Annotated in this window: 20 protein-coding genes; 14 read left to right on the forward strand and 6 right to left on the reverse strand. The window is 67.8% G+C overall.

Features of this window, described 5'->3' with window-relative positions; genetic code table 11:
• Positions 1-172 precede the first annotated feature (172 nt).
• Together ENC19_RS28240 and ENC19_RS28245 are read left to right on the forward strand one after the other, a co-directional pair.
• Positions 173-943, forward strand: coding sequence for a polysaccharide lyase family 7 protein (locus tag ENC19_RS28240; RefSeq protein ID WP_164450090.1), 771 nt, complete (start codon positions 173-175; stop codon positions 941-943).
• 237 nt (positions 944-1,180) lie between these two features.
• A complete protein-coding gene (locus ENC19_RS28245; RefSeq protein WP_164450091.1) occupies positions 1,181-2,032 on the forward strand; it encodes a fumarylacetoacetate hydrolase family protein in 852 nt (283 codons plus the stop codon).
• Between the two features lie 101 nt (positions 2,033-2,133).
• Here ENC19_RS28245 and ENC19_RS28250 read toward each other — a convergent pair whose 3' ends face one another.
• From ENC19_RS28250 to ENC19_RS28270, 4 genes are all read right to left on the reverse strand, one after another.
• Positions 2,134-4,074, reverse strand: coding sequence for a chondroitinase-B domain-containing protein (locus tag ENC19_RS28250; protein ID WP_208021045.1), 1,941 nt, complete (start codon positions 4,072-4,074; stop codon positions 2,134-2,136).
• Positions 4,075-4,185: 111 nt separating this feature from the next.
• Positions 4,186-5,352, reverse strand: a complete 1,167-nt coding sequence (locus ENC19_RS28260) for a polysaccharide lyase family 7 protein (RefSeq protein WP_164450092.1) — start codon at positions 5,350-5,352, stop codon at positions 4,186-4,188.
• Between the two features lie 105 nt (positions 5,353-5,457).
• Positions 5,458-6,210 (reverse strand): IclR family transcriptional regulator, encoded by a 753-nt coding sequence (locus tag ENC19_RS28265; protein ID WP_164450093.1) that lies wholly within the window; start codon positions 6,208-6,210, stop codon positions 5,458-5,460.
• Positions 6,211-6,220: 10 nt separating this feature from the next.
• Positions 6,221-7,282 carry a LacI family DNA-binding transcriptional regulator gene (locus ENC19_RS28270; RefSeq protein ID WP_164450094.1) on the reverse strand — a complete coding sequence of 354 codons (1,062 nt, stop codon included), beginning with the start codon at positions 7,280-7,282 and terminating at the stop codon, positions 6,221-6,223.
• Positions 7,283-7,541: 259 nt separating this feature from the next.
• On the opposite strand from ENC19_RS28270, the gene ENC19_RS28275 reads away from it, so the two are divergent.
• The 11 genes from ENC19_RS28275 to ENC19_RS28325 all read left to right on the forward strand — a co-directional run bounded on the left by ENC19_RS28275 (position 7,542) and on the right by ENC19_RS28325 (position 18,911).
• A complete protein-coding gene (locus tag ENC19_RS28275) occupies positions 7,542-8,822 on the forward strand; it encodes an ABC transporter substrate-binding protein (RefSeq protein ID WP_235945188.1) in 1,281 nt (426 codons plus the stop codon).
• A 22-nt stretch (positions 8,823-8,844) separates the two neighbouring features.
• Complete coding sequence (locus ENC19_RS28280; RefSeq protein WP_164450095.1) at positions 8,845-9,774, forward strand: carbohydrate ABC transporter permease; 930 nt, start codon at positions 8,845-8,847, stop codon at positions 9,772-9,774.
• Positions 9,764-10,627 (forward strand): carbohydrate ABC transporter permease, encoded by an 864-nt coding sequence (locus ENC19_RS28285; RefSeq protein WP_166459254.1) that lies wholly within the window; start codon positions 9,764-9,766, stop codon positions 10,625-10,627. The genes ENC19_RS28280 and ENC19_RS28285 overlap by 11 nt, the downstream gene beginning before the upstream one ends.
• Before the next feature lie 14 nt (positions 10,628-10,641).
• Positions 10,642-11,409 carry an SDR family NAD(P)-dependent oxidoreductase gene (locus ENC19_RS28290; protein ID WP_164450096.1) on the forward strand — a complete coding sequence of 256 codons (768 nt, stop codon included), beginning with the start codon at positions 10,642-10,644 and terminating at the stop codon, positions 11,407-11,409.
• Positions 11,397-12,983 carry a heparinase II/III domain-containing protein gene (locus ENC19_RS28295; protein ID WP_164450097.1) on the forward strand — a complete coding sequence of 529 codons (1,587 nt, stop codon included), beginning with the start codon at positions 11,397-11,399 and terminating at the stop codon, positions 12,981-12,983. Before ENC19_RS28290 ends, ENC19_RS28295 begins: the two co-directional genes overlap by 13 nt.
• A complete protein-coding gene (locus tag ENC19_RS28300; RefSeq protein WP_164450098.1) occupies positions 12,983-15,034 on the forward strand; it encodes a heparinase II/III family protein in 2,052 nt (683 codons plus the stop codon). Before ENC19_RS28295 ends, ENC19_RS28300 begins: the two co-directional genes overlap by 1 nt.
• On the forward strand, positions 15,022-15,735 hold the full coding sequence (locus ENC19_RS28305) for a hypothetical protein (RefSeq protein WP_208021046.1): 714 nt from the start codon (positions 15,022-15,024) through the stop codon (positions 15,733-15,735). Before ENC19_RS28300 ends, ENC19_RS28305 begins: the two co-directional genes overlap by 13 nt.
• Positions 15,732-15,869, forward strand: a complete 138-nt coding sequence (locus ENC19_RS28310) for a hypothetical protein (protein ID WP_164450099.1) — start codon at positions 15,732-15,734, stop codon at positions 15,867-15,869. Before ENC19_RS28305 ends, ENC19_RS28310 begins: the two co-directional genes overlap by 4 nt.
• A gap of 44 nt (positions 15,870-15,913) precedes the next feature.
• A complete protein-coding gene (gene eda / locus ENC19_RS28315; RefSeq protein ID WP_164450100.1) occupies positions 15,914-16,531 on the forward strand; it encodes a bifunctional 4-hydroxy-2-oxoglutarate aldolase/2-dehydro-3-deoxy-phosphogluconate aldolase in 618 nt (205 codons plus the stop codon).
• Entirely contained in the window at positions 16,528-17,628 is a 1,101-nt protein-coding gene (locus tag ENC19_RS28320) for a sugar kinase (protein ID WP_164450101.1), read from the forward strand. Before eda ends, ENC19_RS28320 begins: the two co-directional genes overlap by 4 nt.
• A gap of 110 nt (positions 17,629-17,738) precedes the next feature.
• Positions 17,739-18,911, forward strand: coding sequence for an MDR family MFS transporter (locus tag ENC19_RS28325; protein WP_164450102.1), 1,173 nt, complete (start codon positions 17,739-17,741; stop codon positions 18,909-18,911).
• A gap of 98 nt (positions 18,912-19,009) precedes the next feature.
• Here the strand turns inward: ENC19_RS28325 and ENC19_RS28330 are convergent, their stop codons facing one another.
• On the reverse strand, positions 19,010-19,498 hold the full coding sequence (locus tag ENC19_RS28330) for a GNAT family N-acetyltransferase (protein WP_164450103.1): 489 nt from the start codon (positions 19,496-19,498) through the stop codon (positions 19,010-19,012).
• Between the two features lie 361 nt (positions 19,499-19,859).
• Between ENC19_RS28330 and ENC19_RS28335 the strand changes: the two genes are divergently transcribed.
• Positions 19,860-20,690 (forward strand): IS5 family transposase, encoded by an 831-nt coding sequence (locus tag ENC19_RS28335; RefSeq protein WP_216592505.1) that lies wholly within the window; start codon positions 19,860-19,862, stop codon positions 20,688-20,690.
• A 563-nt stretch (positions 20,691-21,253) separates the two neighbouring features.
• Here ENC19_RS28335 and ENC19_RS28340 read toward each other — a convergent pair.
• Entirely contained in the window at positions 21,254-22,474 is a 1,221-nt protein-coding gene (locus ENC19_RS28340; RefSeq protein ID WP_164450105.1) for an IS256 family transposase, read from the reverse strand.
• Positions 22,475-23,053 lie beyond the last annotated feature (579 nt).

Here is a 23,053-nt window from a genome sequence, read left to right on the forward strand (position 1 = left end):
GCATTGACGTTACTAATAATGTCTTCTATTCTCACTCGGCACCGGTGCCGCGCAGTTCACAATTATGAACAATCCGTCGAAGGGCCGCTACGTAATAGTGCGACGGACTTGGTCGTCGATTCAATGCGCGATGAGTGCCGCCCATCACCATGCACGAAAGGCAGTATCCTGCATGAAACTCTTCGGTAAACGTAGACTGGCCATTTCGCTGTTGGCAACCATGGCAATCCTGGCCACCCCCGTCGTCGGGCAGGGCGTCGCCGCGGCCGCTGCTCCGTGCGACCATCCTGCTCAGCAACTCAATCTGAAGAACTGGAAGGTGACCCTGCCGACAGGATCCGCGGGGTCGCCGACCGAAATCAAACAGCCCGCCCTGGCGACCTACTCGTCCAACCCGTGGTTCATGGTCAACGCCGCCTGCACCGGGGTGCAGTTCCGGTCGCCGGTCAACGGTGTGACCACGCCCAACTCCAGTTACGCCCGCTCCGAGCTGCGGGAGATGGCCAACAACGGCACCACCAACGCGTCGTGGTCGGCCACCTCGGGCACGCACACCATGACCTTCAGGCTGGCGTTCAACAAACTCCCGAACGACAAGGCCCACGTCGTCGGGGCCCAGATCCACGACGGCGATGACGACGTCACCGTCTTCCGTCTGGAAGGGAGCAGTCTCTACATCACCAAGGGCAACACCACCCACCACAAGCTGGTGACCAGTGGCTACAAGTTGAACACGGTCTTCGAGGGCAAGTTCGTCGTCAGCGGTGGCCAAATCAAGGTTTACTACAACGGCGTGCTGCAGACGACCATCTCACACAGCGCGTCGGGAAACTATTTCAAAGCCGGTGCCTATACCCAGGCCAACTGCGGCAACTCATCGCCGTGTAGCAGTTCCAACTACGGTCAGGTGAGCATGTACAAGTTGCTTGTCACGCATTCCTGACAAGACAGGGGTCGGGGTCTCCGGTGGCGGGGGCCCCGGCCTTTCCTGTCTGGCGTGGCTCGGCATGGACGCAGGTTGCAAACGCGACTAATTGACAGGCTGCGGACCCGAATGTATCTTCTATCAAGATCGTGAGTGCATCGATTTACCGGCTCGAGCGCCGACACGGAGGGGCTAGAGCGAGCGGGTACGTGAGGGTCTCTGCCCGCGGATCACACGTCGAGAGGACGTTGAGACATGAGGTTCATGCGAGTCGGTCCACGGGGCGGTGAGCGGCCTGTCCTGTTCGCCGATGGCCGTCACTTCGACCTGACGGGCATCGCGGCGGACGTCGACGGTGCTTTCCTCGCGGGTGGGGGCATCGAGCAGGCGCGGGATGCCTGGTCGGCAGGGGAGCTGCCGGAGATCGATGTCACCGGCATGCGGGTGGGTGCGCCGATCGCCAGGCCCGGCACGGTCGCGTGCATCGGGTTGAACTACGCCCGGCACGCTGCGGAGTCCGGCGTCGCACCGCCGGCCGAGCCGGTCGTCTTCCTCAAGGCGTCCAACACGGTTGTTGGCCCGTACGACGACATCGTGATCCCGAAGGGCGCGACCAAGACGGACTGGGAGGCGGAGCTTGCGGTGATCATCGGTCGCCCGGCCCGATACCTGGCATCACCTGCCGAGGCCGATCAGGTCATCGCCGGGTACGCGGTCTCCAACGATCTGTCCGAGCGTGAGTTCCAGATGAGTGACTCCGGCGGCCAGTGGGTCAAGGGCAAGAGCTGCGAGGCGTTCAACCCGCTGGGCCCATGGCTGGTCTCTGCCGACGAGGTGGACGATCCCCAGCGGTTGGGCGTGACGAGCTTCGTCAACGATCAACCCCGGCAGGCGTCCACCACCCAGGACATGATCTTCGATGTGCGGCACCTGGTGTGGTATCTCAGCCAGTACCTGGTGTTGGAGCCAGGCGATGTGGTCAACACCGGTACGCCGGAGGGGGTCGCACTGTCCGGCCGGTTTCCGTTCCTGTCGAAAGGCGACGTGGTGCGGGTCGGTATCGACGGGCTGGGTGAGCAGCGGCAGATCTGCCGCGCTGCCTCCTGAGCGCCAGCCGGCTCGTGGTCGGGCGAGTGTGCCCGGCGACGCGCTGACATCGCGAGTCGGGCCGCCGCACCTGCCGTGCGGCGGCCCGAGCGCTCTGCGGGTCAGGGCGCGTTGACTCCCACGCTCGCGGCGTCGAGCGGGCTTCGGTCAACCGCAGCGCTGGACAACTCGTCGGCCCCGACGTCAGCGGTTCCGCTGCGCGGCTGCCCGTCCATGTCATGCGTCAGGTAGGGGTAGTTGCCCGTGGCGGCGTTGACGGCGGGGCTGCCGGGGGCGATCCGGTACACCTCACCCTGTTTGATCAGGAGCGGGTTGACGGTCCGGACTCCGACGGCCGTACCGACGCTGGCCGAGCCGGTCGGCCAGGCGATGTTGCCGGCGTACGTCATGTTCCTGGGAGCCTTCAGCTCGTTGATCAGGGTGCCCTGAGAACCGACGACAATGTTGTCGGCCACGACACTGTCGACCGGCGCGAGGGTGTAGTTGGCGCCGATCTCGATGTTCGACACGTTGTTGACGAAGGTGTTGTGCACCGCTGTGGCCCGATACACCCGCCAGTGCGCGGAGAGCGCCCCCGAGGTGTCGACATCGCCGCCGTCGAGTTGCAGGGCGGCATCGTAGCCGGTGCCGGTCAGCCCTTCGAAGTGGTTGTTGTAAATCTTGTGATCCTGACCGTAGACCCGGACTCCGCCGGTGCCGGCCTTGCCGCCGCCGAGGAAGAAGTTGCCGTGCACCTGGCTGCGGTTGCCGTGGCGCAGCGACAGCGTGCCCTGCGAGGTGCGGAAGGTGTTGTACCGCACCGTGTTGTCGTTGCTCTTCACCGAGATGATCTCTGGGTCGCCGTCGCAGTTCTCGAACAGGTTGTTTTCGATCGTGGTGTGCCCGCTCGACTGGGAGATCGCGCTCCAACCGACCCGGATGGCCTCCATCTCGTTGGTGGCGCGGGGGCCGATGTTGCGGAAGTGGTTGTGGTCGATCAGGTCGTACTGGGACTGCTGGGTGGACGATCCGTCGATGGTGATGAAGTTGCCGAGCTGGTGCTTCTCTTCGAACAGGTTGTGATCGATGCGGTTGTGGTGACTGTTCGCGCCTTGGATGATGACCCACTTCAGCGAACTCGACTCGGCGAGCCGGAAGTGGTTGCGGGTCAGTCTGACGTGGTGCGAGCCGGTGAGCTTCAAGGTGTTGCTGTTGCGCCAGGTCAACCCACTGACAGTGACGTACGACGAGTCGAGCACTTCGAGCTGGCCGCCGGTGATGACCGCCCTGCCCTGATGGGCCGCCATGATCGTGATTGGTGCGTTGGCGGTGCCGTGCCTGGCGTTGAGTTTGCCGATCGAGTAGTTGCCGTCGGCGAGCAGAATCGTCTGGCCGGCTGCGGCGTTGGCCATCGCGTTGCTGAGCTGAGTCGACGAGGACACGTTGACGATCGCGCCGCCCGGCGGCGGCGTGCTCGGCGTTGGCGTCGGACTGGCTGTGGCCGTGGGTGATGGAGTTGCGCCCGGGCCGGACCCGAGAATGCCCACTTCGGTGATCGAGGTCCACCCGTTCTGGGTGTTGCCGTAGCCGAGGATGCGCAGGTGTCGAGCGGCGTTGGCGGAGAAGTCGTAGGTCTCGGGTTGCGATGTCGATCCCGAGCTGGCCCGGGTCGGCACGACGGTGGTCCAGCTCGTGCCGTTGGTCGAGGTCTGTACGGTGAAGGTCGTCTGGCGCTGGTCGCCTTTGTACCACGCCACCGTCACCGCGCCCGTGGTGACAACCGAGCAGAGGTCGTAGCGGATCCAGACGCCGTCGCCGTCGGCGGACCAGCGGGTGCCGAGGTCACCGTCGCGGGTGTTCGTCGGCATGTTTCCGTCGTTGCCGCTCGCGCTCACCGCGCAGACGGCCAGCGGCTCATTGGCATTCACCGCGAACCGGCTCGGTTCGGCCGGGGTGTTGCCTGCGGGGTGTGCTCCGGCAAGAGCGGGCAGTGCCGCGAGAATGCCTGCTGCGAGTGCCGCGGCGGCGAGGGCGCCGCGTGCGCTCAACTTCGCGCGATTCATCGGACTCTCCTGTTCGTGCACAAGGGATCATCGATGTGCGGTCCCGAGACTGGGCAGGATCGTGGACACAGTGCGGCCGCCCGGGAGCCGCAGCTCCCGGGCGGCGCGCGGTCAGGAGTGGGTCACGGTGAGGCCGAAGATGCGGGTCTGTCCGTAGTTGCTGCTGCTGCACGGCGAGGAGTTGGAGCAGTTCGCCTGGGTGTAGGCGCCGGCCTTGAAGTAGGCGCCGGAGAAGCTCTTGGTGATGGTCGTCTGCAGGACGTTGTTGTAGTACGCCTTCACCTGGCCGCCGCTGACCACGAACTTGGCCTGGAAACGGGTGCCGAGCTGGTAGTTGCTGGTGACCAGGTGATAGTGCGTGTCGTTGTCGTTGGTGACGTAGAGGCTGGTGCCTTCGAGCCGGAACACGGTGACGTCGTCGTCGGAGTCGTGGATCTGGGCCACCACCACGTGTGGCTTGGTCGAGGGCAGCGTGTCGAACACGGCGTCCACCACCAGGGTGTGCGTGCCGGAGGTCGACGACCAACTCGCGTTGCTCGATCCGTTGTTCGCCATCTCGCGCAGCTCCGAACGGGCGTAGCTGGAGCCGCTCGTGGTCACCCCGTTGACCGGGGACCGGAACTGAACCGACTGGCACGAGTTGGCGGTGACGAAGTAGGGAGAGACCTGGAAGCTGTCCAGGGCGGGTTGCTTGATCTCGGTCGGGCTGCCGGAGGATCCGGTCGGCAGGGTGATCTTCCAATTGGTCAGGTTGAGCACGTCGGCGGGGACGGCGCAGTCGCCTCCGCCTCCACCGTTGCCGTCGGTGCCGTAGACCGTCGCCTCGGTGATGCTGTTCCAGTCGTTGGCCGTGTTCCCGTAGCCGACGATGCGGACGTAGCGGGCCGACCGGTCGGTGAAGTCGTAGTTCTCCAGCTGGGTGGTGCTGCCACTGCTCTGTCGCTGGGACACGACCGTCGTCCAGGAGCTGGCGTCGGTGGATGTCTGGACGGTGAAGGTGGCCTGCCGCTGGTTGCCGTTGTACCAGGCGATGCCGACCGAGCCGACCTGCTTGCTGGCACCGAGGTCGAGGCGGATCCACGAGCCGTCGCCCAGGGCCGACCAGCGGGTGGAGAGGCTGCCGTCGATGACGTTGGCCGGCACGTTGCCGTCGTGGGAGCTGGCCGTCGCGGCGGTGACGGGCAGGGCGGTAGAGGCCTGCGCCGGTGCGGCGACAAACGCCGCTCCGACGGCAAGGGCAAGGGCGACGGGCAGCGCGATGGTGGCGGTTCGTCTCATTAGGGATCCTTCAGATAGGAGTTCCTATATGTGAACTATGTCGCACTAGTGCCGAGTGACCATAGAAGAAGATGACTGCCGGGTCAACGCGAGATTTCAAGATTGTTAGAGCCGGCCGGCCAGCCCGGCCTTGATCGCTCCCCGGATCGCCGCGGCGATCTCATGAGCCTGCGGCTCGGTCAGTGCGTCGGCGGGCGCGCAGACGCCGATCGCGTCGTACGGGCCGAGTGTGAGCGGGGCGGCCACCGCCACGCCGGTGCCGTGGTCCAGATCGGTCAGTCTCGTGTCGACGGCATGACCTCGCTCGACCGTCCGGGCGAGGTCATGCCGCAGCGCGTCGAGGGCCGCCGGTGTCAGCGCGGCCGAGGCGGGCAGCATCCGTGCCAGCGACACGTCATCGCCCGTGGCGCGGGCCAGCACGACTCGGCCCATCGCAGTGGTGTGAGCCGGTGAGGACCAACCTGTGCGGAGCATGGGTCGCACGTCGGCCTTCTCCCGGGTCAGCAGGCAGACCATGTGCCCACCGACCAGCCGACCCAGTTGTACCGTCGTGTCGAGTTCCCGGTGCAGCCAGTCGACGACAGACGTGAGACGCCGGACCGCGCGATCGGTGCGCAGATATGCGGCTCCGGTGCGCAGTGCCTGAACGCCCAGACCGTAGCGGGACCCGCCGGTGTCGGTCTCCACCCATCCGCGCTGCACCAAGGTGTGTAGCAGGCCATGCATGCTGCTCTTCGGGATTCCGAGATCGCGGGCGAGTTCCACGAGGGTGCGCCGGTCCGGTATGGCGGCGAGCAGTTCCAGCAGCTCGACGGTGCGGTCTGCCGACTTGACCCGGGGGGTGCCGCCTGTCGTCATCGTCGTGTTCCTACTCCCTGGGTTCGGGTGCCGGGCCGGTCGAGGCGCGCACCACCAGTTCCGGTCGGAGCAGCAGGGACTGACTGGGGCTGGCCTCGGCCTCGTCGATTCGGGAAAGCAGGTGCCGGAAGGCGGCCGCAGCCATGTCGCCGATCGGCTGGCGGACCGTGGTCAGGGGTGGTGCCGCCAGATCGGCGAGCACGATGTCGTCGAAGCCGACCACGGACACGTCCTCTCCCACCCGGAGTCCGGCATCCCGGATACCGGCACTGATGCCGAGGGCACACATGTCGTTGATGGCGACGATGGCGGTGGGACGGTAGTCGGACTGCAGCAACTCGTGCGCGGCCGTCCGACCGAGCCCGGCGGCGTCGAGATCGCCGTACGGCTCCTGCTCCGCGCCGCCGGACCAGACGATTGCCTCGGCCGGGTCCAGCCCGGCCTGCTCCAACGCGTCGGTGAAGCCACGAAACCGCTCCCGGCGGTTGACGCTGCGCAGCGATCCGGAGACGAATGCGATGCGTCGATGGCCGAGCTCCAGCAGGTGGGCGGTGGCGAGGTGGGCACCCACCACGTTGTCGACGCTGATGTTCACCAGAGTGCCCGGGTCGCCGGCCTGTGCGGTGCGGTCGAAGGCGACCAGGCTGAGACCTGCCTCGACCAGGGGCAGCACGTGGTTCAGGGAGGGCAGCGAGGAGCAGAGGACGACGCCGCGGATGCCGTCGGCCCAGAGTTCCTCGAGGTAGCGTCGCTCCCGGTCCGGCTCCCGCTCGCTGTTGCACAGCAGGACGTGGTATCCGTCAGCCAGCGCGGCCCGTTCCAGGTAGCGAGCGAAGTTGCCCCAGAACGGGTTGGCGACCGAGGGCACGACCAGCCCGACCACCTGAATCCGGCCGGTACGCAGCTGCCGGGCGGCGCGATTCGGGCGGTAGCCGAGCCGGTCTATCGCGTCGGCCACCCGGGTGCGGGTCTGCGGGAGCATCCGGCCGGGGCGGCCGTTGAGGAAGTTCGACACGGTGCTGGGCGAGACGCCAGCCTCTCGGGCCACCTGGTAGATCGTCACACCACTCACGTCGAGCTTCTCCGGTTGGTTCAGACGGATCGGAACGATCCGAGTGTAGGGGTTTACCGCGGGATGACCGCTCCTGGCCACCTTAGTTAAGCCGGTGTTTCGTCGTCATGTCTAGGCATTGACAGCACTGCACACCGCTCCTAACCTTGCTGCAACGTTGTACCAGTAAATCGATGCATGACTTGGCGATGACAATCCGAACCGCGATGTGGGCGGTTACCCAGGGCGGCGGAGTTCCGCTGCGGGAGGGAAGGCCAGGATGACCAGAACCCGGGGGAGTCGGACGCGTGCGATGGCGGTGGCGCTCGTCGCGACGCTGTTCGCCACCGCCTGTGGCGGTTCGGCACCCAGTAACGATGACGAGGCCAGCGGCACGATCCGGCTGCTGACCCCGATCTTCGAGGGCGCGGACGGCAAGACCGTGCTGGAGAAGCAGCTCGGCGACTTCAAGGAGAAGTACCCGGACATCACCGTCGAGGTGGACTACACCTCGTACGGCAAGCTCAACGAGAAGCTCACCACCTCGATCGCCGGTGGTCGGCCGTACGACGTGATGCTGATGGGGGTCGGCTGGATTCCGCCGTTCGCGGAGAAGGGCGCCCTGGCGGAACTCGACGAGAGCAAGCAGGAGCTGACCCAGCGGTACAACGAGCGGGTGGTGGAGCCCGGCATCTACCAGGACAAGGTCTACGGCCTGCCGATCATGCTGGACACCCGGTTCGGCCTGTACCGCAAGGACATCTTCGCCGAGGCAGGCATCCCGGGCCCGCCGAGCAACTTCGCCGAGCTACGGGAGATCGGCCGCAAGCTGACCGTGCGGGACGGCAGCGGCAAGCTCACCCGCGCCGGCGTCGACATCCTCTCCAACGACCTGCGTCAGACGTTCCTCCCGCTGATGTGGGCCAACGGTGGCGAGCTGTGGACTCCCGACGGCAAGCCTGCCTTCAACAGTCCCGAGGCGGTCGGTGCGCTGCAACTGATGACCGACATCATCCGCACCGACAAGTCCGAGGACTTCGGCTTCACCCAGCCTGGTGCCACCGGTCTTCCGCTGGCCCAGGGGCGCGCGGCGATGATGGTGGGTCACAACAATCACCTGCTGGCGATCGAGGAGCAGGCACCCGAGCTGATCAAGGAAGACAAGATCGGCTTCTTCATGATCAACAATGAGCGGCCCGCGATGTTCCAGGGCGGCACCCTGGCGACCGTCTCGGCGAAGTCCCAGCGTCCGGCTGCTGCCAAGGCACTGGTCAGCTTCCTCACCGACGAGCAGGCCTCGCTCGCCGCCAACGAGCAGCGGGGCAACGTGCCGGCGCTCAACAGCCTGGCCGACTCCGAGTACGTGGAAAGCAACAAGGCCGCGCAGTTCGCCATGGCGAACCTCGACGCCGCCTACTCCGAAGGCGGGGTGCCGGCCTGGTTGGAGATCCGGGGCGACTTCAAGGCGGCCATCGAGTCCGCGCTGCTGGGCCAGAAGACCCCGCAGCAGGCCCTCGACGAGCTGGTGGTCAAGGCCCAGGCAGCGATCGCCAAGGGCTGACATGACCAGCACCCTCGAATCCGTGAGCGTGGCGTCCGCGAGTCGGGCGCCACGCCCGCCCCGCCGTCGTCGAAAGCTCGGTGCCGAACGTCGTCGTGCGGCGTACCTGATGCTGGCCCCATCGGTCATTCACCTGATCTGGTGGATCGGCATTCCGGTGGTGGCCACGTTCGGCCTGGCCTTCACCAACTACGACGTCATCGCCGGCACCGTCGAGTGGGCCGGCCTGGACAACTTCCGCGAGATCTTCGCCGACGACATCTGGAACCTGTCGATCTGGCACACCGTTGTCTTCACCTTCTTCACCGTGCCGGTGGCGATGGTGATCGCGGTGATCATCGCGGTGCTGCTCAATCAACGGATCAAGGCGTTGGCCTGGTACCGTGCGGCGTTCTTCATGCCACACATCACCGCCACCGTCGCGATCGCGCTGGTCTGGATGTGGATGTTCGAGCCCAACCTCGGGCTGTTCAACCTTCTTCTGGACTGGGTCGGGGTGAACGGGCCTGCCTGGCTGTCGGACCCCGACTGGGCGATGCCGGCGGTGATCCTGGTCAGCATCTGGAAAGGCATCGGTCTGAAGATGTTGATTTACCTGGCGGCCCTGCAGAACATTCCGCACGACCTGTACGAGGCGGCGGACATCGACGGCGCGTCCGGCGTCCGTAAGTTCTTCGCGATCACCCTGCCGATGCTGAGGCCCGCCACATTCTTCGTCTTCATCGTCTCCATGATCGACGCGTTCCAGGTCTTCGACCAGGTGTACGTGCTGACTCCCGACGGCGGCCCGGCGAACTCGACGACCGTGATGACGTACGAGATCTACCGGACGGCGTTCGGTGAGTTCGACATCTCGGCGGCCTGCGCGCAGAGCGTGGTGCTCTTCGCCTTTCTGCTCGTGTTGACGGTGATCGGCCGCCGACTGACCGGGAAGGACGGCGATGAAGCGTAAGGTCGACGCCCGCTGGGTGCTGCATCTGCTGCTCGGCGTCGGCGGGCTCATCATGATCGTGCCGTTCGTTTGGATGATCCTGACGTCGCTGAAGAGCCGCGCCGACATCGCCGCTTACCCGCCGAACCTGCTGCCCGACGAGTGGGTGTGGAGCAACTACCAGGCCGCGCTGGACTACGCACCGTTCGGGACGTACTTCCGCAACAGTCTGTTGATCGCCATCGGCCACACGGTGATCAATCTGATGTTGGCGACGATGGCCGGCTACGCGCTGGCCCGGGTTCCGTTCCGGGGCCGGACCGTGGTGTTCATGGCCGTCCTGGCGATGATGATGATCCCCACCTACACGAAGATCGTCCCGCAGTACCTGATCGCCAAGGGAATGCCGTTCTTCGGCGGCAATGACTACCTCGGGCGGGGCGGCTACGGCTGGCTCGACTCGTGGTGGGTCCTGATCGTCCCGGGGGCGCTGACCCCGTTCGCGATCTTCCTGTTCCGTCAGTTCTACCTGTCGCTGCCACGCGAGCTGGAGGAAGCGGCCCGCATCGACGGCATGGGTGAGTTCGGAATCTTCGCCCGGGTGATGACCCCGTTGGTGAAACCCGCGATTGCCACCGTCGCCCTGGTCACCTTCGAGAACAGCTGGAACAACTTCCTCTGGCCGCTGCTGGTCACCACCCGCGACGACCTGCGGGTCATCCAGGTCGGCCTGGCCGCGTTCCAGTTGGCCGAGCGTACCGAGTGGTCCTACCTGATGGCCGGCTCGACGCTGGCCACCGTGCCGATGATCGTGCTGTTCCTGTTCGCCCAGCGCTACTTCGTGCAGGGCTTCGCCACTGCCGGAATCAAGTAAGAAGGAGCACCCTGATGACTCTCGACCTGACCGGACGCCGCGCGCTCGTCACCGGCGCCGGCCACGGTATCGGTGCCGCCATCGCCGTGGCGCTGGCCCGGGCCGGGGCGGACGTCGCCGTCCACCACGGACACTCTGCCGGGCCGGCCGCCGAGGTGGCGGCGACCATCGAGGCCCTGGGCCGCAAGAGTGTCGTCCGGCAGGCCGACCTTACGCGCACCGAGGAGGTGACCGACCTCCTTGACGAGGTCACCGGCTTTCTCGGCGGCCTGGAGATTCTGGTCTGCAACGCCGGTGGCATGGTGGGCCGCAGCCCGGTGGCGGAGATGACCGACGACCACTACGCCCAGGTGGTCGACCTGAACCTGGGCAGCACCTTCCGTACCGTACGGGCGGCAATCCCGCACCTGCGCGCCGCCGGAAGCGCCGGCCGCGTCATCACCATGTCGTCGCTGGCCGCGCAGAACGGTGGTGGCGCCGGATCGGCGGTCTACGCGGCGGCGAAAGCCGGCGTGCGTGGCCTGACCAAGGGACTCGCCAAGGAAATGGCCAGCACCGGTACGACCGTGAACGCGGTCGCACCGGGCTTCATCGGCGGCACCGCTTTCCACGACACCTTCACCCCGGCGAAGACCCAGGAGGCGATCATCGCGGGGGTGCCGTTGGGCCGAGGTGGTCGGCCCGAGGACGTCGCCGCCGCGGTCGCGTGGCTCGCCTCCGACGCCGCCGGCTACGTCACCGGCGCCACCATCGACATCGACGGTGGCGCATGGTTCCGGTGATCGGCGCACCAGGAGCGCCGCCACGCGCGCCGGTACTCCCCGCCGAGCGCGGTGGCTGGTGGCACGCCTACGTCTGCCCCGCGCACGGCGTGGAACTCGAACACGACAGCCTGCTCGACGGCGTCCTCCCGGCGGGTGGCGCCCGTTGCCGGCACGGCTGCCGGATCGACGAGCCAGCGGTTCGAGGGGCCTGGACGGTCCTCGCCCACCAGGCGAGCGCCCGGCGGATCCGGGCGCTCGCCCGGTCCCCGCAGGCCGCTGACCGTCACCTGGCCGTCGACCTGCTGACCGCCTACGCCCGGCAGTACGCGGCGCTCGGCGCGGCACCGCACGACGGTGCCGCCGAGTGGATGCTGCGTGGTCGGCTGTTCCACCAGGCGTTGACCGAGGCCATCTGGGCGGTGAGCATCGGCCAGGCCGCTCGGGCGTTGAGGGCGATCGGGCAGCCCCTGCCCACCGAAGTGACCCAACTGCTGCGGGCACTCGGCACGGCGGCCGGGCAGGCCCGCGACGCGCTCGTCGCCGACGGCCGGTTCGACTCCAACTACACCGCCTGGCTGATCGCCGCCGGCGCGGCCTGCTCCGGCCGTCCGGAATGGATCAGCGGCCAGCACGGCATGGGTGACCACGTGCTCGCGGCGATCCGTCCGGACGGCTGGGAGTGGGAGGGCTCCACCTACTACCACGGCTTCGTGCTGCGGGCGTACCTGCTCACCCTGGAAGCGTTGCCGCACGTTGCGGTGCCGGGGCAGGTACGGTCGCGGCTGACCGCGATGGTCGGGGTGCTGGACACCCTCACTACCTCTGGTGGCCTGCTGCCCGCCCTGCACGACGGCCCCTACGACCGGCCGCCGGCCCAGTACGAGATGGACGAACTTCGGGAACTGCTGCCGCTGCTCGGTGCCGGTGCAAATCAACCGGGACCGGTGACGGTCTATCCGACGACTGGCTACGCGGTGCTACGCGGATCAGGGCTGCACGCCGTGGTCGACTTCGGTCCGCACGGCGGTTCACACGGGCACCGGGACAAGTTGGCGCTCTATCTGTACGGCGCGAACACCCCCTGGCAGCCCGACCCCGGTCAGGTGCCGTACGCACATCGGGGATGGCGGCAGCACTACGCCTCCACCGCCGCCCATCCCACGTTCTCCGTCGACGGGCTCGACCAGGCGGAGTGCGCGGGTCACCTGCTCGGTCACGACGACCGCTCGGTGAGTGTCGGCTGCGACACCGCGTACCCCGGGGTGTCGGCCCGTCGTCGGTTGACCCTCCGCGACGGCGCGCTGGTCGACGAGTTGACCGTGGAGACCGATAGGCCCCGCCGGATCGCCGTCCAGCTGAGACCTGATGTCGATCTGACCGTGCGCGCCGGCGCCGGCGGTTCGCTGGAGACGGTGTGGCCGGGCCGGCAGACCCTACGTGGCCAGCACACCTCCTCGACCGCCGCGGTGGCGATGTGCCGGCCCGGCCCGGGGCCGGCGGACGACCCGCAACGGGTCCGCACCTGGGTCGACTGGACCGCCGTCGACGCCACCACGGTGACCTTCCGTTCGATCTACCGGCTGGAGAACTGATGCAACCCCTGCTCATCGGCGGCCGCCTCGACGGATTGCGGGCCGCGCTCACCACCACCCACGCCGCTCAGTGGCGACGGCTGTACGAGCAGTGTGACTGGTACCGCGGGCAGAGCCCGCCGACCGAACACCCGACCGCCAGCATCACCTACTTCGGCCCCGCCGCGATGAACCTCGCCCTCGCGTACCGCCTCACCGGGCAACCGGGCTACCTGTTGGAGGCGCGTCGGTGGATCAGGATCGCGGTGTCGTACCCGCACTGGGGCAAGGCGAAGCTGCCCGACCATGACCTCGACGCGGGCTGGCTGCTGCACGGGCTGTCGCTGGCGTACTCGTGGCTGCGGGACGAACTGCCCGCCGACGAGGCGGAGGCGTTGCGCGCGAAGCTGACCCTCCAGGGCGAACGGCTGTACAGCTTCGCGGTCGAAACCGAGGGCTCCTGGTGGTCGTCGAGTTACTGGCAGAACCACAACTGGATCTGCTATGCGGGCCTCGCCGCTGCGGGTTACGTGCTCGACAAGCCGGAGTGGAGCGGCCGGGCCCGGGACAACCTCGGCACCGTGCTGGACCTGATGCCCGACGACGGCTCCGACTCCGAGGGCGTCGTCTATTGGCGCTACGGCGTGCCGTGGCTGGCCATCCACCTCGACCTGTTACAGGACGCCGAGGGAATCGACTGGTGGCGGCGGGGCGGTTTCCTGCAGCGGACCTTCGGCTGGCGGCTGCACCAGTGTGCGCCCGGCTTCGAGGAGAACATCGACCACGGCGACTGTCATGACCGCCGCTCCGGGCACAGCGTCGCGCTCTACCACAAGTTCGCCGCCGTCTACCGGGACGGTAGGGCCCGCTGGCTTGCCGACCGGGTCGCTGAGCGTTACTTCTGGCGGGAGGCGTACGCCTCCGGCGTGAAGCCGGGTGTGATGCCGGAGGCGGGCTACGAACTGCTCTGGTACGACCCGAGCGTGTCGGCTGAGGACCCGACCCGCACGGTGGCGACGACTGCCCACTTTCCCGACCTCGGCCAGGTGACCGCCCGGACCGGCTGGCATGACGCCGCCGCCTTCGTCAGTTTCAAGGCCGCACCCGGCGGCGGGCACCAGGCCTGGGACAGCGCTGAGCGCTTCCGTCGTGACAGGGGTTGGGAAACCCTCAATGCCGGGCACCACCATCCCGACGCGGGAGCCTTCGTCTTCGGTGCGCACGGCGCGTTCCTCGCCGTGGATGACGGCTATTGCAACCGGAAACGGGCCGCCTACCACAACCTGGTGCTGGTTGACGGGCAGGGCTGGGCGGGGGAGGACCGCTACCACGTCTACAAGGACCTGCCGTACGAGCGCCAGGCCCGGCTGCGGGACGTGCTCGCCGCCGACGGCGTCGCGCATGCGACGGCCGAGTCGGCGGCCATGTTCGATCCGGCGCTGGGCGTACGGCAGGTGGACCGGACGCTGGTCTTCACACCGGCCGGTCGGTTGGTCATCCTCGACGAACTCGCCGCCGAGCAGCCGCGCGGGTGGACCTTCCTGTTGCACTCGGACTGGCCGGCCGAGCTCGATGGAGATGACGTCGTGCTGCGCTCCGGGCCCGCACAGGCGCACGTACGCAGGTTCGCCCCGGACACCGCCGCGGTCAGCCGGACGACGACGGAGATCGAGGCCAACCCCACCGCCAGCACCCCGAGTCTGCGGATCGTGCGTACCCTGCACACGGTCCGGGTCGAGGTGCCGCCGATCTCCCGTACCCGGATGCTGACCAGCATCGAACCGACTTCGGCGCTGGCACCCACCCCTGCCGTCGCCGAGCCGGTGGACTGCGCCGACGGGGTCGGGGTGCGGTTCGGTGCTGACGGGGAAACCGTACTGCTGGCGCCGAGCGGCCGGCGGATCGACGGCGCGGCGGTGCGGGCCGCCGCCGCCGCCGTGATCCTTCTGCCGGCCGTCGCCGGCGGCCGGGCACGGGTTGGTGTGGTCGGCGCGACCCGGGTCGAGGTGGCGGGCGTTACCGTGGTCGACAGCGTCAAGCCGGTGACCGGGGTGCTGCCGTGGCCAGCCTGACCACCGTCGCGGCCCGGCCCGCTCGTGGGCCGGCCGGCCATCGGGGCGGATCGGGGGCTTCCAGCCGTGGGGGTTGGGAGGGGACCGCCCTGCGGGTGCTGGAGTTCGTCGCCTACCCGGCGCTGGCCGGTTGCGCCCTGCTCCTGCTGTGCCTGGGCGTCGTCACCTGGCTTCCCGCGATGGCCGCCGCCGCACATGCGCTGCAACAGTGGCGCACGCACGGACGGGCCCGGCCGTTCCTCGGCACCCTCGACACCTTCGGAAGCTACTGGCAGCGGCTGTGGCGCCACGCGCTGGTGTCCACAGCAGCCGGTGCCGTGCTGGTGGCCAACATCGTCTTCCTCGCTGCCCGTCCCGGCTACCCAGCCATGGCCCTGCTGGCTCTCCAGGCCGGCCTGTTTCTGGTGCTGGTGCCCTATCACCTTGCGCTGGCGGTCACCGCCGCCCGGGATCCCGGCGGCGACGCCGGACGCTGGGGTCGGGACGCGCTGCTGTTCGCTTTTGCAGCGCCCGGTCGTGGGCTCCTGTTGCTGGCTGCGGCGGTCGTGGTACCGGTGGTCACCGCACCGCTGGCCCTCGGTCCGCTGCTTCTCGGTGCCACGTTGCCGCTGCTGCTCGGTCTCCGGCTCGCGGACGCCGGGCAACTTCCAGCCGGTCGCCGGTCGGCCGCGCATATCACGTACGAGAAGAGGACGCCATGACGACCGACGTGTCCCACAACGACATCGGCACCGCGCCGGAGCAGCAGGGCGACCTCAACGGTGCTTCGGACGAGCGCCACGACGTCAGCCCGGACAACTTCGACCCAGCCTTCCCGAGCGGGGTCGACCGGTGACGGGACCGCTGGCCACAGTCGAAATCGGAAACACCGTCCTCGACATGCTCGCAGCTGACCGCATCCTGCCGGTGGTGGCCCTCGACAACGCCGATTGGGCGACACCGCTGGGGGCGGCGCTGGCTGCCGGGGGTGTGCACACGATCGAGGTGACCCTACGCACCCGCGCGGCCCTGGCCGCGATCCGTACCCTGACCGACCGCACCGACCTGATTGTCGGCGCAGGCACGGTCACCAGTGCCGAACAGGTCGACCACGTCGTCGACGCCGGAGCCCGGTTCGTTGTCTGCCCCGGCTTCTCCAGCGGCGTCATACGCCGCTGCCAGCGGCGCGAGGTGACAGTGATCCCGGGCGTCGCCACCCCGACGGAGATCCAGATGGCTCTCGACGCCGGCCTGTCCGTGGTGAAGCTCTTCCCCGCCGAACAACTTGGCGGTCTTCCGATGCTGAAGGCACTGGCCGCCCCATTCCCGGGCCTGCGCTTCGTACCCACCGGTGGAGTCACCACCGCCAACCTCCGCGGCTACCTGGACCACCCGGCGGTACTCGCCGTGGGCGGCACCTGGATGGCCCCCGCCGCGCTGCTGGCCGCCGGTCGATGGGACGACGTGACCTCGTTGACCACCGCGGCCGTGACTGAATCCCGAGAGAGTGACCGATGACCCTGACCATCCGCCCCGCCGCAGAGTGCCGCTTCGACCTGATCTCCCTCGGTGAGGTGATGCTGCGACTCGACCCCGGTGAAGGCCGGGTTCGCACCGCCCGTACCTTCCGGGTCTGGGAGGGCGGTGGCGAATACAACGTTGCGCGTGGGCTGCGCCGCTGCTTCGGCCTGCGTACCGCTGTCGTCACCGCCCTGGCCGACAACGAGGTCGGCCGGCTCGTCGAGGATCTGATGTTCCAGGGCGGGGTGGACACCTCTCTGATCCACTGGGCGCCCTACGACGGAATCGGCCGCACCGTCCGTAACGGACTCAACTTCACCGAACGTGGCCACGGCGTCCGCGGCGCGGTCGGAACTCCGGACCGAGGCCATACCGCGGCCAGCCAGCTACAACCGGATCAAATCGACTGGGATCACCTCTTCGGTACCCTCGGCGTGCGCTGGCTGCACACTGGTGGTATCTATGCCGGCCTGTCCGAGATCGCGGCCGAGACCGCGGCTGTGGCCATGGCTGCCGCCCGTAGGCACGGCACGATCATCTCCTACGACCTGAACTACCGGCCGAGCCTTTGGCGGGATGTCGGTGGTCAGGACCGCGCTCGGCACGTCAACCAGCGGCTCGCCCGGATGGTCGACGTCATGATTGGAAACGAGGAGGACTTCACAGCCGCGCTCGGCTTCGACGTGCCGGACACCGACGCGGACCTGTCCCACCTGGAGGTGGACAACTTCCAGAAGATGATCGACCAGGTCACCCGGTCGTACCCCAACTTCGCGGTGGTGGCGACCACGCTGCGTACCGTGCGGACCGCCACGGTCAACGACTGGGGAGCCATCGGCTGGTCCGCTGGCACGGGCTTCGTCACCGCTCGGCATCGGCCGAATCTGGAGATTCTGGACCGCGTCGGCGGTGGGGACAGCTTCGCCTCCGGCCTCATCTACGGGCTGATGGAGCGTGGTGAGCTTCGTGTCGGCGTCGAACTCGGCGCCGCACACGGAGCGCTGGCGATGACCACGCCTGGGGACACCTCGATGGCCAGCCTCTCGGAGGTCGAGGCACTGGCGGCGGGCTCCGGCGCTCGGGTGAACCGCTGAGCGTGAAGGGACGTACCGGCACTAAGCCCCGGCGCGCGGAGTCGGCTTCCGCGCCGGGGCATGCGCCGCCGGCCGACCAGCGCTCCTGGTGGTCACCAGGCCTGCGGATCATGGTGGCCGACACCTTCCTCATGGGCCTCGGCTTCTACGCCCTGGTGCCGCTGCTGGCCTACCACCTTCTGCACGACCTGGGACTCAGCATCGCACTCACCGGTCTGCTCGCCGGAGTACGATCGGCCAGCCAGCAGGGCATGATGCTCTGGTCTGGCATGCTCGCCGACCGGTTTGGCCACCGCCGTGCGATCTGCCTGGGCGTGCTGCTACGCGCCGCCGGCTTCGCCGCGTTCGGTGTCGTCGACGCCGTGCCCGGGCTCGTGGTGGCCTCGGTCCTGGCCGGTCTCGGCGGATCGCTGTTCCACCCGGCCAGCTACGCCCTGTATGCCGAACTGACACCTGCGCCGCACCGCACCCGGGCCTACGCTGTGCGGGAAATGGCCAGCAACGCCGCGTTCGTCGCCGGACCAGCCCTCGGCGGCATCCTGGCCGCCTCCAACTTTCCCGCCCTGTGCTTCGTCGCGGCCGGCCTGTTTCTGCTCGCCGGAGCGATCACCTGGTTCGGGCTGCGCCCGGACCGCGACAATGCCGGCACGCCGGACCGGATGTCGTCCCTGCACCGGCTGCGTACGGTCGCCCGGGACCGACAGTTCCGGCGGTTTGTCCTGGTCAGTGCCGCGGCGTGGGCCTTGTTCAGCCAGCTCTACCTCGCGGTGCCGGTCCGCGTGGGGCAGGTCTTATCGGGAACGACGTCACTGGGACTCGTCTACAGCGTCGCGGCCATCGTCATGGTCGTGGCGACCGTTCCGCTGACCCGGCTCGCCGAGCGGTACCTTCGTACCGACCAGACGCTCGCTCTGGGCACGACCGCGCTCGCGGCCGGCCTGTGGTTACTGGGCATATTGCCAGGACCCGCCGGGGTGCTCACCGGTGTCATCGTGTTCACCCTGGGACAGGTGCTGTTGCTACCCACTCTTCACGGCACCGTCTCGCGACTCGCTCCACCGGGCGCAGTCGCGTCGTATTTCGGTGCCAACGGGCTGGTACTGTCGCTCGGCGGGCTGATCGGCAACCTCGGTGGCGGGTGGCTGCTCGACCTGGATGCGGGCCTCGCGCAGTGGGTGCCGTGGACCGTCTTCGCCGCGTGGGGCCTGGCAACGGCAGCCGTGTATCTGCTTGTGCTGCGCGACCGATCCAATCGGGACACAGCCATCGCCGCGTCCGGATGAACTGCAGACGCGGCTCGCGGTCGACGTCATGACAGTCCGGTCCCCTGTCTCGTCGGGCTCGAGCCCGCAGCGTTCCCCTCACCGCGTGAGGCTGTGGATCAATCGGAAGCAAGAACCGCGTACAGGTCAGAGTCACGCCAACCGTCACGAACGTACGCGGTGCCGCGCATCCGCCCTTCGTACCGCATGCCGATCTTGCGAAGCACGGCGGCCGAAGCAAGGTTGCGTGGATCGCAGGTAGCAAAGATGCGGTGGCGTCGGTGGTGCTCGAAGCCCATCCGCACGAGCTTGCGTGCCGCGTCGGTGGCTATGCCCTGTCCCCAGCGTCGTGGGTGCACCACGTACGCGATCTCCCCGGTACTGCGGCCGTGCAGCCTCAACTCGGCGCTACCCACAACCTCGTCGTTGAGGAGAACCGCAAAAACGAGGCGGTCTGGCCCTGCCGCCACCGCGGCCTGTACGTGTGCCTGCGTCTGCTCGTAGGTATTGGGCCCCCACATCTGGTAGCGGCACGACTCCGGCAGGCGGGCCCAATCGTGGACGGCGGCGGTGTCGTCGAGCGCGAGGGGACGGAGCTTGAGCGCCATGGCGTCAGACTAGCTTTGGGCCTTCATCTCGGCCCGCGCTGATACACATGTCTCTGGAGGACGGAACCACCGGCTACGCCGAGATCCGCGTCGGCGATGCCGTTCTGCCGCGTTCGACCAGCGACCGGACTGGCCGGCGATTCCGTCGCTACTACGGGTGTTCGTCGCCGTCGCCAACGCGACTATCGAACGCACGGTCGCCGCCGGAGCGCATCTGGTCACCAAAGCCCAACACGCCTTCGGTCAACGGACCGGTCGGGTACGCGACCAACTCGGCTAAGAGGGCATCTGATCCGTGTAGTGGTTGATTCATGTTCGGCCGTGGCGTCGATCGCTGCGGTTCGTTGATCACACCGTGGGTGTGAAGCGGCGTGGGTATCGGTCTGATTTGTCGGATGAGCGGTGGGCGTTGATCGAGCCGGTGCTGACCGCGTGGCGGGCGGCGCGGGTGGGGTTGGGCATCAGCCGGCCGGTGCATGACCTGCGGGAGATCGTCAACGCGATCCTGTACGTAGCCCGGACGGGAATCGCGTGGGAGTACCTGCCGCATGACTTCCCGCCAGCGAAGACGGTGTACGACTACTACGCCAAGTGGGAGGCCGACGGGACCACGCAGCAGATCCACGACCTGTTACGGGAGCAGATCCGGACCGTGCGGGGTCGTGGTGGCAGCCCTTCAGCGGTGGTCCTGGATTCGCAGAGCGTGAAGACCTCCTGCAACGTCGGCGAGTCCAGTCAGGGCATCGACGCGGCGAAGAAGATCAAGGGGCGTAAGCGGCACATCGCCACCGACACCCTCGGACTGCTCCTGGCCGTGATCGTCACTGCCGCGTCGGTGCAGGACTCCACCGCTGGCCGGCGCCTCCTCGACACGGTTTCCGCCGACCATCCGACAGTGTCCAAGGCGTGGGTCGACGGCGGCTATAACACCGCCGTACGGGCGCACGGTGCCCGACTGGGCATCGACGTGGAGGTGGTGCCCCGCCCGGCAGGGAGGGGCTTTCACGTCCAGCCACGGCGGTGGGTCGTGGAACGAACCTTCGGCTGGCTGATGCAGCACCGACGGCTCGTCCGTGACTACGAGACCCTGCCTCAACGGACCCGGGCGATGATCCATTGGGCCATGGCTAACATAATGAGCCGCCATCTCACCGGAGAATCCACCCCAACCTGGCGAACCGGAACCACCTAATCGGACCAACCTCGCCAAGCGAGATCAGATGCCCTCTAAGTCTGGTGAATCAGCGCGGTGGTCGAAGACGTCTCACTTGAGGTGCGGATGTGACGGCCCACTGAACCGCAGTACGCCGAGGCGATGCGCGACACCCAGGAGACGGACGACTGCGAACTGGGAAGGCGCACCGGCGCCACCACCAGCAGCCCTCCGCAGACGGGCTGAGGTCGCAGCCGTCCAGACACTCGGTCACCGAAATGCCTTCGCAGTCATCCATCCCTACGCTCTCTCCGCCCCCGAAGGTACTCATCTCGGCTCCGCGCCGAGGAGACGGCTGGGCTCAGCATCCGCATCGCCCAACGTCACCGACTCGATTCGCCGCCAGGTCAGGCGACGGGTTGCCGGACGCGAATCGAACTCAGTGCCGCTGCGTACTTGCGGTCGTACCTATCTCTGCACTCGCAGCTGTATGCCGACGGAGGGCCGCCGGTCACGTCCCGTGGCGTGGTGTAGATCGCCTGCGTGAGGCTCTGTGCGCTGTTCAGTTTTCCGGTGCGTTGTCGAGCTGACAACGGATCTGGTCAGGCAGCGATGAGTTCGCTGGTGGGGGCCTTCGCGGGGGTGCTGATCTGGGCCATGCTGCCTTCGGCGAGGTAACGGCGGTCGCCGGTCTGCCATTCGTCGTGGGCTCTGACGAGGACGGCGCCGGCGAGGCGGAGCAGGGCTTCGGGGTTGGGGAACACACCGACGACGTCGGTGCGGCGTTTGATCTCCTTGTTCAACCGCTCCAACGGGTTCGTCGACCAGATCTTCTTCCAATGACTGGGCGGGAACCCGGTGAAGGCGAGCAGGTCATGCGCGGCGTCGCGGAGCATCGTTTCGACCTTGGGCAGCTGGCGGCCGAGCATGCCGGCGATGACGTCGAGTTGCTCGCGGACATGGGCGGCGTCGGGTTGGGCGAAGATGGTGCGGATCGCGGCCGCGACCATCTCCGCGTTGCCCTTGGGGACCTGGGCCAGGACGTTGCGCAGGAAGTGCACGCGGCAGCGTTGCCAGGCCGCGCCGAGCAGCACCGCGGCGATGGCCTGTTTGAGGCCGGTGTGGGCGTCGGAGATGACCAGCTGCACCCCGCCGAGTCCGCGGGCCTTGAGTGAGCGCAGGAACGCCGTCCAGAAGGCGCCGTCCTCGCTGTCGCCGACGGCGTAGCCGAGCACTTCCCGCCAGCCGTCGCCCCTAACCCCGGTGGCGACCACGATGGCCTGGGAGACGACTCGCCGGTTGACCCGGGCCTTGCAGTAGGTCGCGTCGAGGAAGACGTAGGGGAATGCGGCCGAGGCGAGGGACCGGTCGCGGAAGGCACCGACTTCCTCGTCCAGGTCGGCGCAGATCCGCGACACCTCCGACTTGGAGATCCCGCTGTCCGCACCGAGGGCTTTGACCAGGTCGTCAACCTTGCGGGTGGACACCCCGTGCAGGTAGGCCTCCATCACCACCGCGAACAGCGCCTGGTCCACTCGCCGGCGCCGCTCGAGCAGGCTGGGAAAGAACGATCCGGTGCGCAGCTTCGGGATCCGCAGATCCAGATCACCGGCGGTCGTGGCCCGCGTCCGGGACCGGTGGCCGTTGCGCTGCGCCACCCGGGCCTCGCTGCGCTGATGCGGGGCGGCGCCGATCACCGCGGTCAACTCCGCCTCGATCAACGCCTGATAAATCGTCTCCGCCGCCTGCCGGACACGATCATTCACATCCGCTGCCTTGACTGCGTCCAGCACCTCCAACAAGGCAGACTGGTCAAGGGTCATCGCGTACTCCGTCCTCTGCGTGTTCTTGGTCGTTCACACAGAGACTCACGCGATGACCCACCCCTATCTCGGCGGCACGCCGGAGCAGGTCAGCTTCTACACCACCCGGCGGGACGCAACCGGCAGACGCCGGCGAACTGGTACGCCGGGCGCAGGCGGGCGAACGTGTGACGATCACGGCGCCGGCCGCCCGGCGGCCGTGCTCGGCCCGGGTCGGTGGGCTGGTCGTACACACCGGCAAGGTCGTTCCACGCGCGCCAGCTTCGAGGACTGACCCCCGAGTGGGCGGGCGATCGGGACCTGCTCGACGACACCATCACCGATCCGTGGTTTCAGCGGTGAGTCGCGGGATCCTCGACACCAGCATTTTCATCGCCGCCGGTGTCATCCCGATCCCCGGTGAACTGGCGATCAGTGTCGCCAGCCTCGCTATTCCCCAGTTCGGTGTCCTGGTCGCGAAACCGCCGAGGCGAGGGCGCTGCGGTTGGCTCGGCTGGGTGTCATCCCATGCCGATTTGATCCGTTGCCCATGGCGACGCCATCGCCGCCAGGTACGCACGCTTGGCCGCCTGCGTCGTC

Origin of the sequence: Verrucosispora sioxanthis (genome assembly GCF_010560025.1) — a bacterium.
Classification (GTDB): Bacteria; Actinomycetota; Actinomycetes; order Mycobacteriales; family Micromonosporaceae; genus Micromonospora; species Micromonospora palythoicola.

Coding starts and splice junctions, on each gene's coding strand:
- ENC19_RS28240 (WP_164450090.1), top strand. CDS start 173: ATGAAACTCTTCGGTAAACGTAGACTGGCCATTTCGCTGTTGGCAACC.
- ENC19_RS28245 (WP_164450091.1), top strand. CDS start 1,181: ATGAGGTTCATGCGAGTCGGTCCACGGGGCGGTGAGCGGCCTGTCCTG.
- ENC19_RS28250 (WP_208021045.1), bottom strand. CDS start 4,074: ATGAATCGCGCGAAGTTGAGCGCACGCGGCGCCCTCGCCGCCGCGGCA.
- ENC19_RS28260 (WP_164450092.1), bottom strand. CDS start 5,352: ATGAGACGAACCGCCACCATCGCGCTGCCCGTCGCCCTTGCCCTTGCC.
- ENC19_RS28265 (WP_164450093.1), bottom strand. CDS start 6,210: ATGACGACAGGCGGCACCCCCCGGGTCAAGTCGGCAGACCGCACCGTC.
- ENC19_RS28275 (WP_235945188.1), top strand. CDS start 7,542: ATGACCAGAACCCGGGGGAGTCGGACGCGTGCGATGGCGGTGGCGCTC.
- ENC19_RS28285 (WP_166459254.1), top strand. CDS start 9,764: ATGAAGCGTAAGGTCGACGCCCGCTGGGTGCTGCATCTGCTGCTCGGC.
- ENC19_RS28290 (WP_164450096.1), top strand. CDS start 10,642: ATGACTCTCGACCTGACCGGACGCCGCGCGCTCGTCACCGGCGCCGGC.
- ENC19_RS28295 (WP_164450097.1), top strand. CDS start 11,397: ATGGTTCCGGTGATCGGCGCACCAGGAGCGCCGCCACGCGCGCCGGTA.
- ENC19_RS28300 (WP_164450098.1), top strand. CDS start 12,983: ATGCAACCCCTGCTCATCGGCGGCCGCCTCGACGGATTGCGGGCCGCG.
- ENC19_RS28310 (WP_164450099.1), top strand. CDS start 15,732: ATGACGACCGACGTGTCCCACAACGACATCGGCACCGCGCCGGAGCAG.
- eda (WP_164450100.1), top strand. CDS start 15,914: ATGCTCGCAGCTGACCGCATCCTGCCGGTGGTGGCCCTCGACAACGCC.
- ENC19_RS28320 (WP_164450101.1), top strand. CDS start 16,528: ATGACCCTGACCATCCGCCCCGCCGCAGAGTGCCGCTTCGACCTGATC.
- ENC19_RS28325 (WP_164450102.1), top strand. CDS start 17,739: ATGGTGGCCGACACCTTCCTCATGGGCCTCGGCTTCTACGCCCTGGTG.
- ENC19_RS28330 (WP_164450103.1), bottom strand. CDS start 19,498: ATGGCGCTCAAGCTCCGTCCCCTCGCGCTCGACGACACCGCCGCCGTC.
- ENC19_RS28340 (WP_164450105.1), bottom strand. CDS start 22,474: ATGACCCTTGACCAGTCTGCCTTGTTGGAGGTGCTGGACGCAGTCAAG.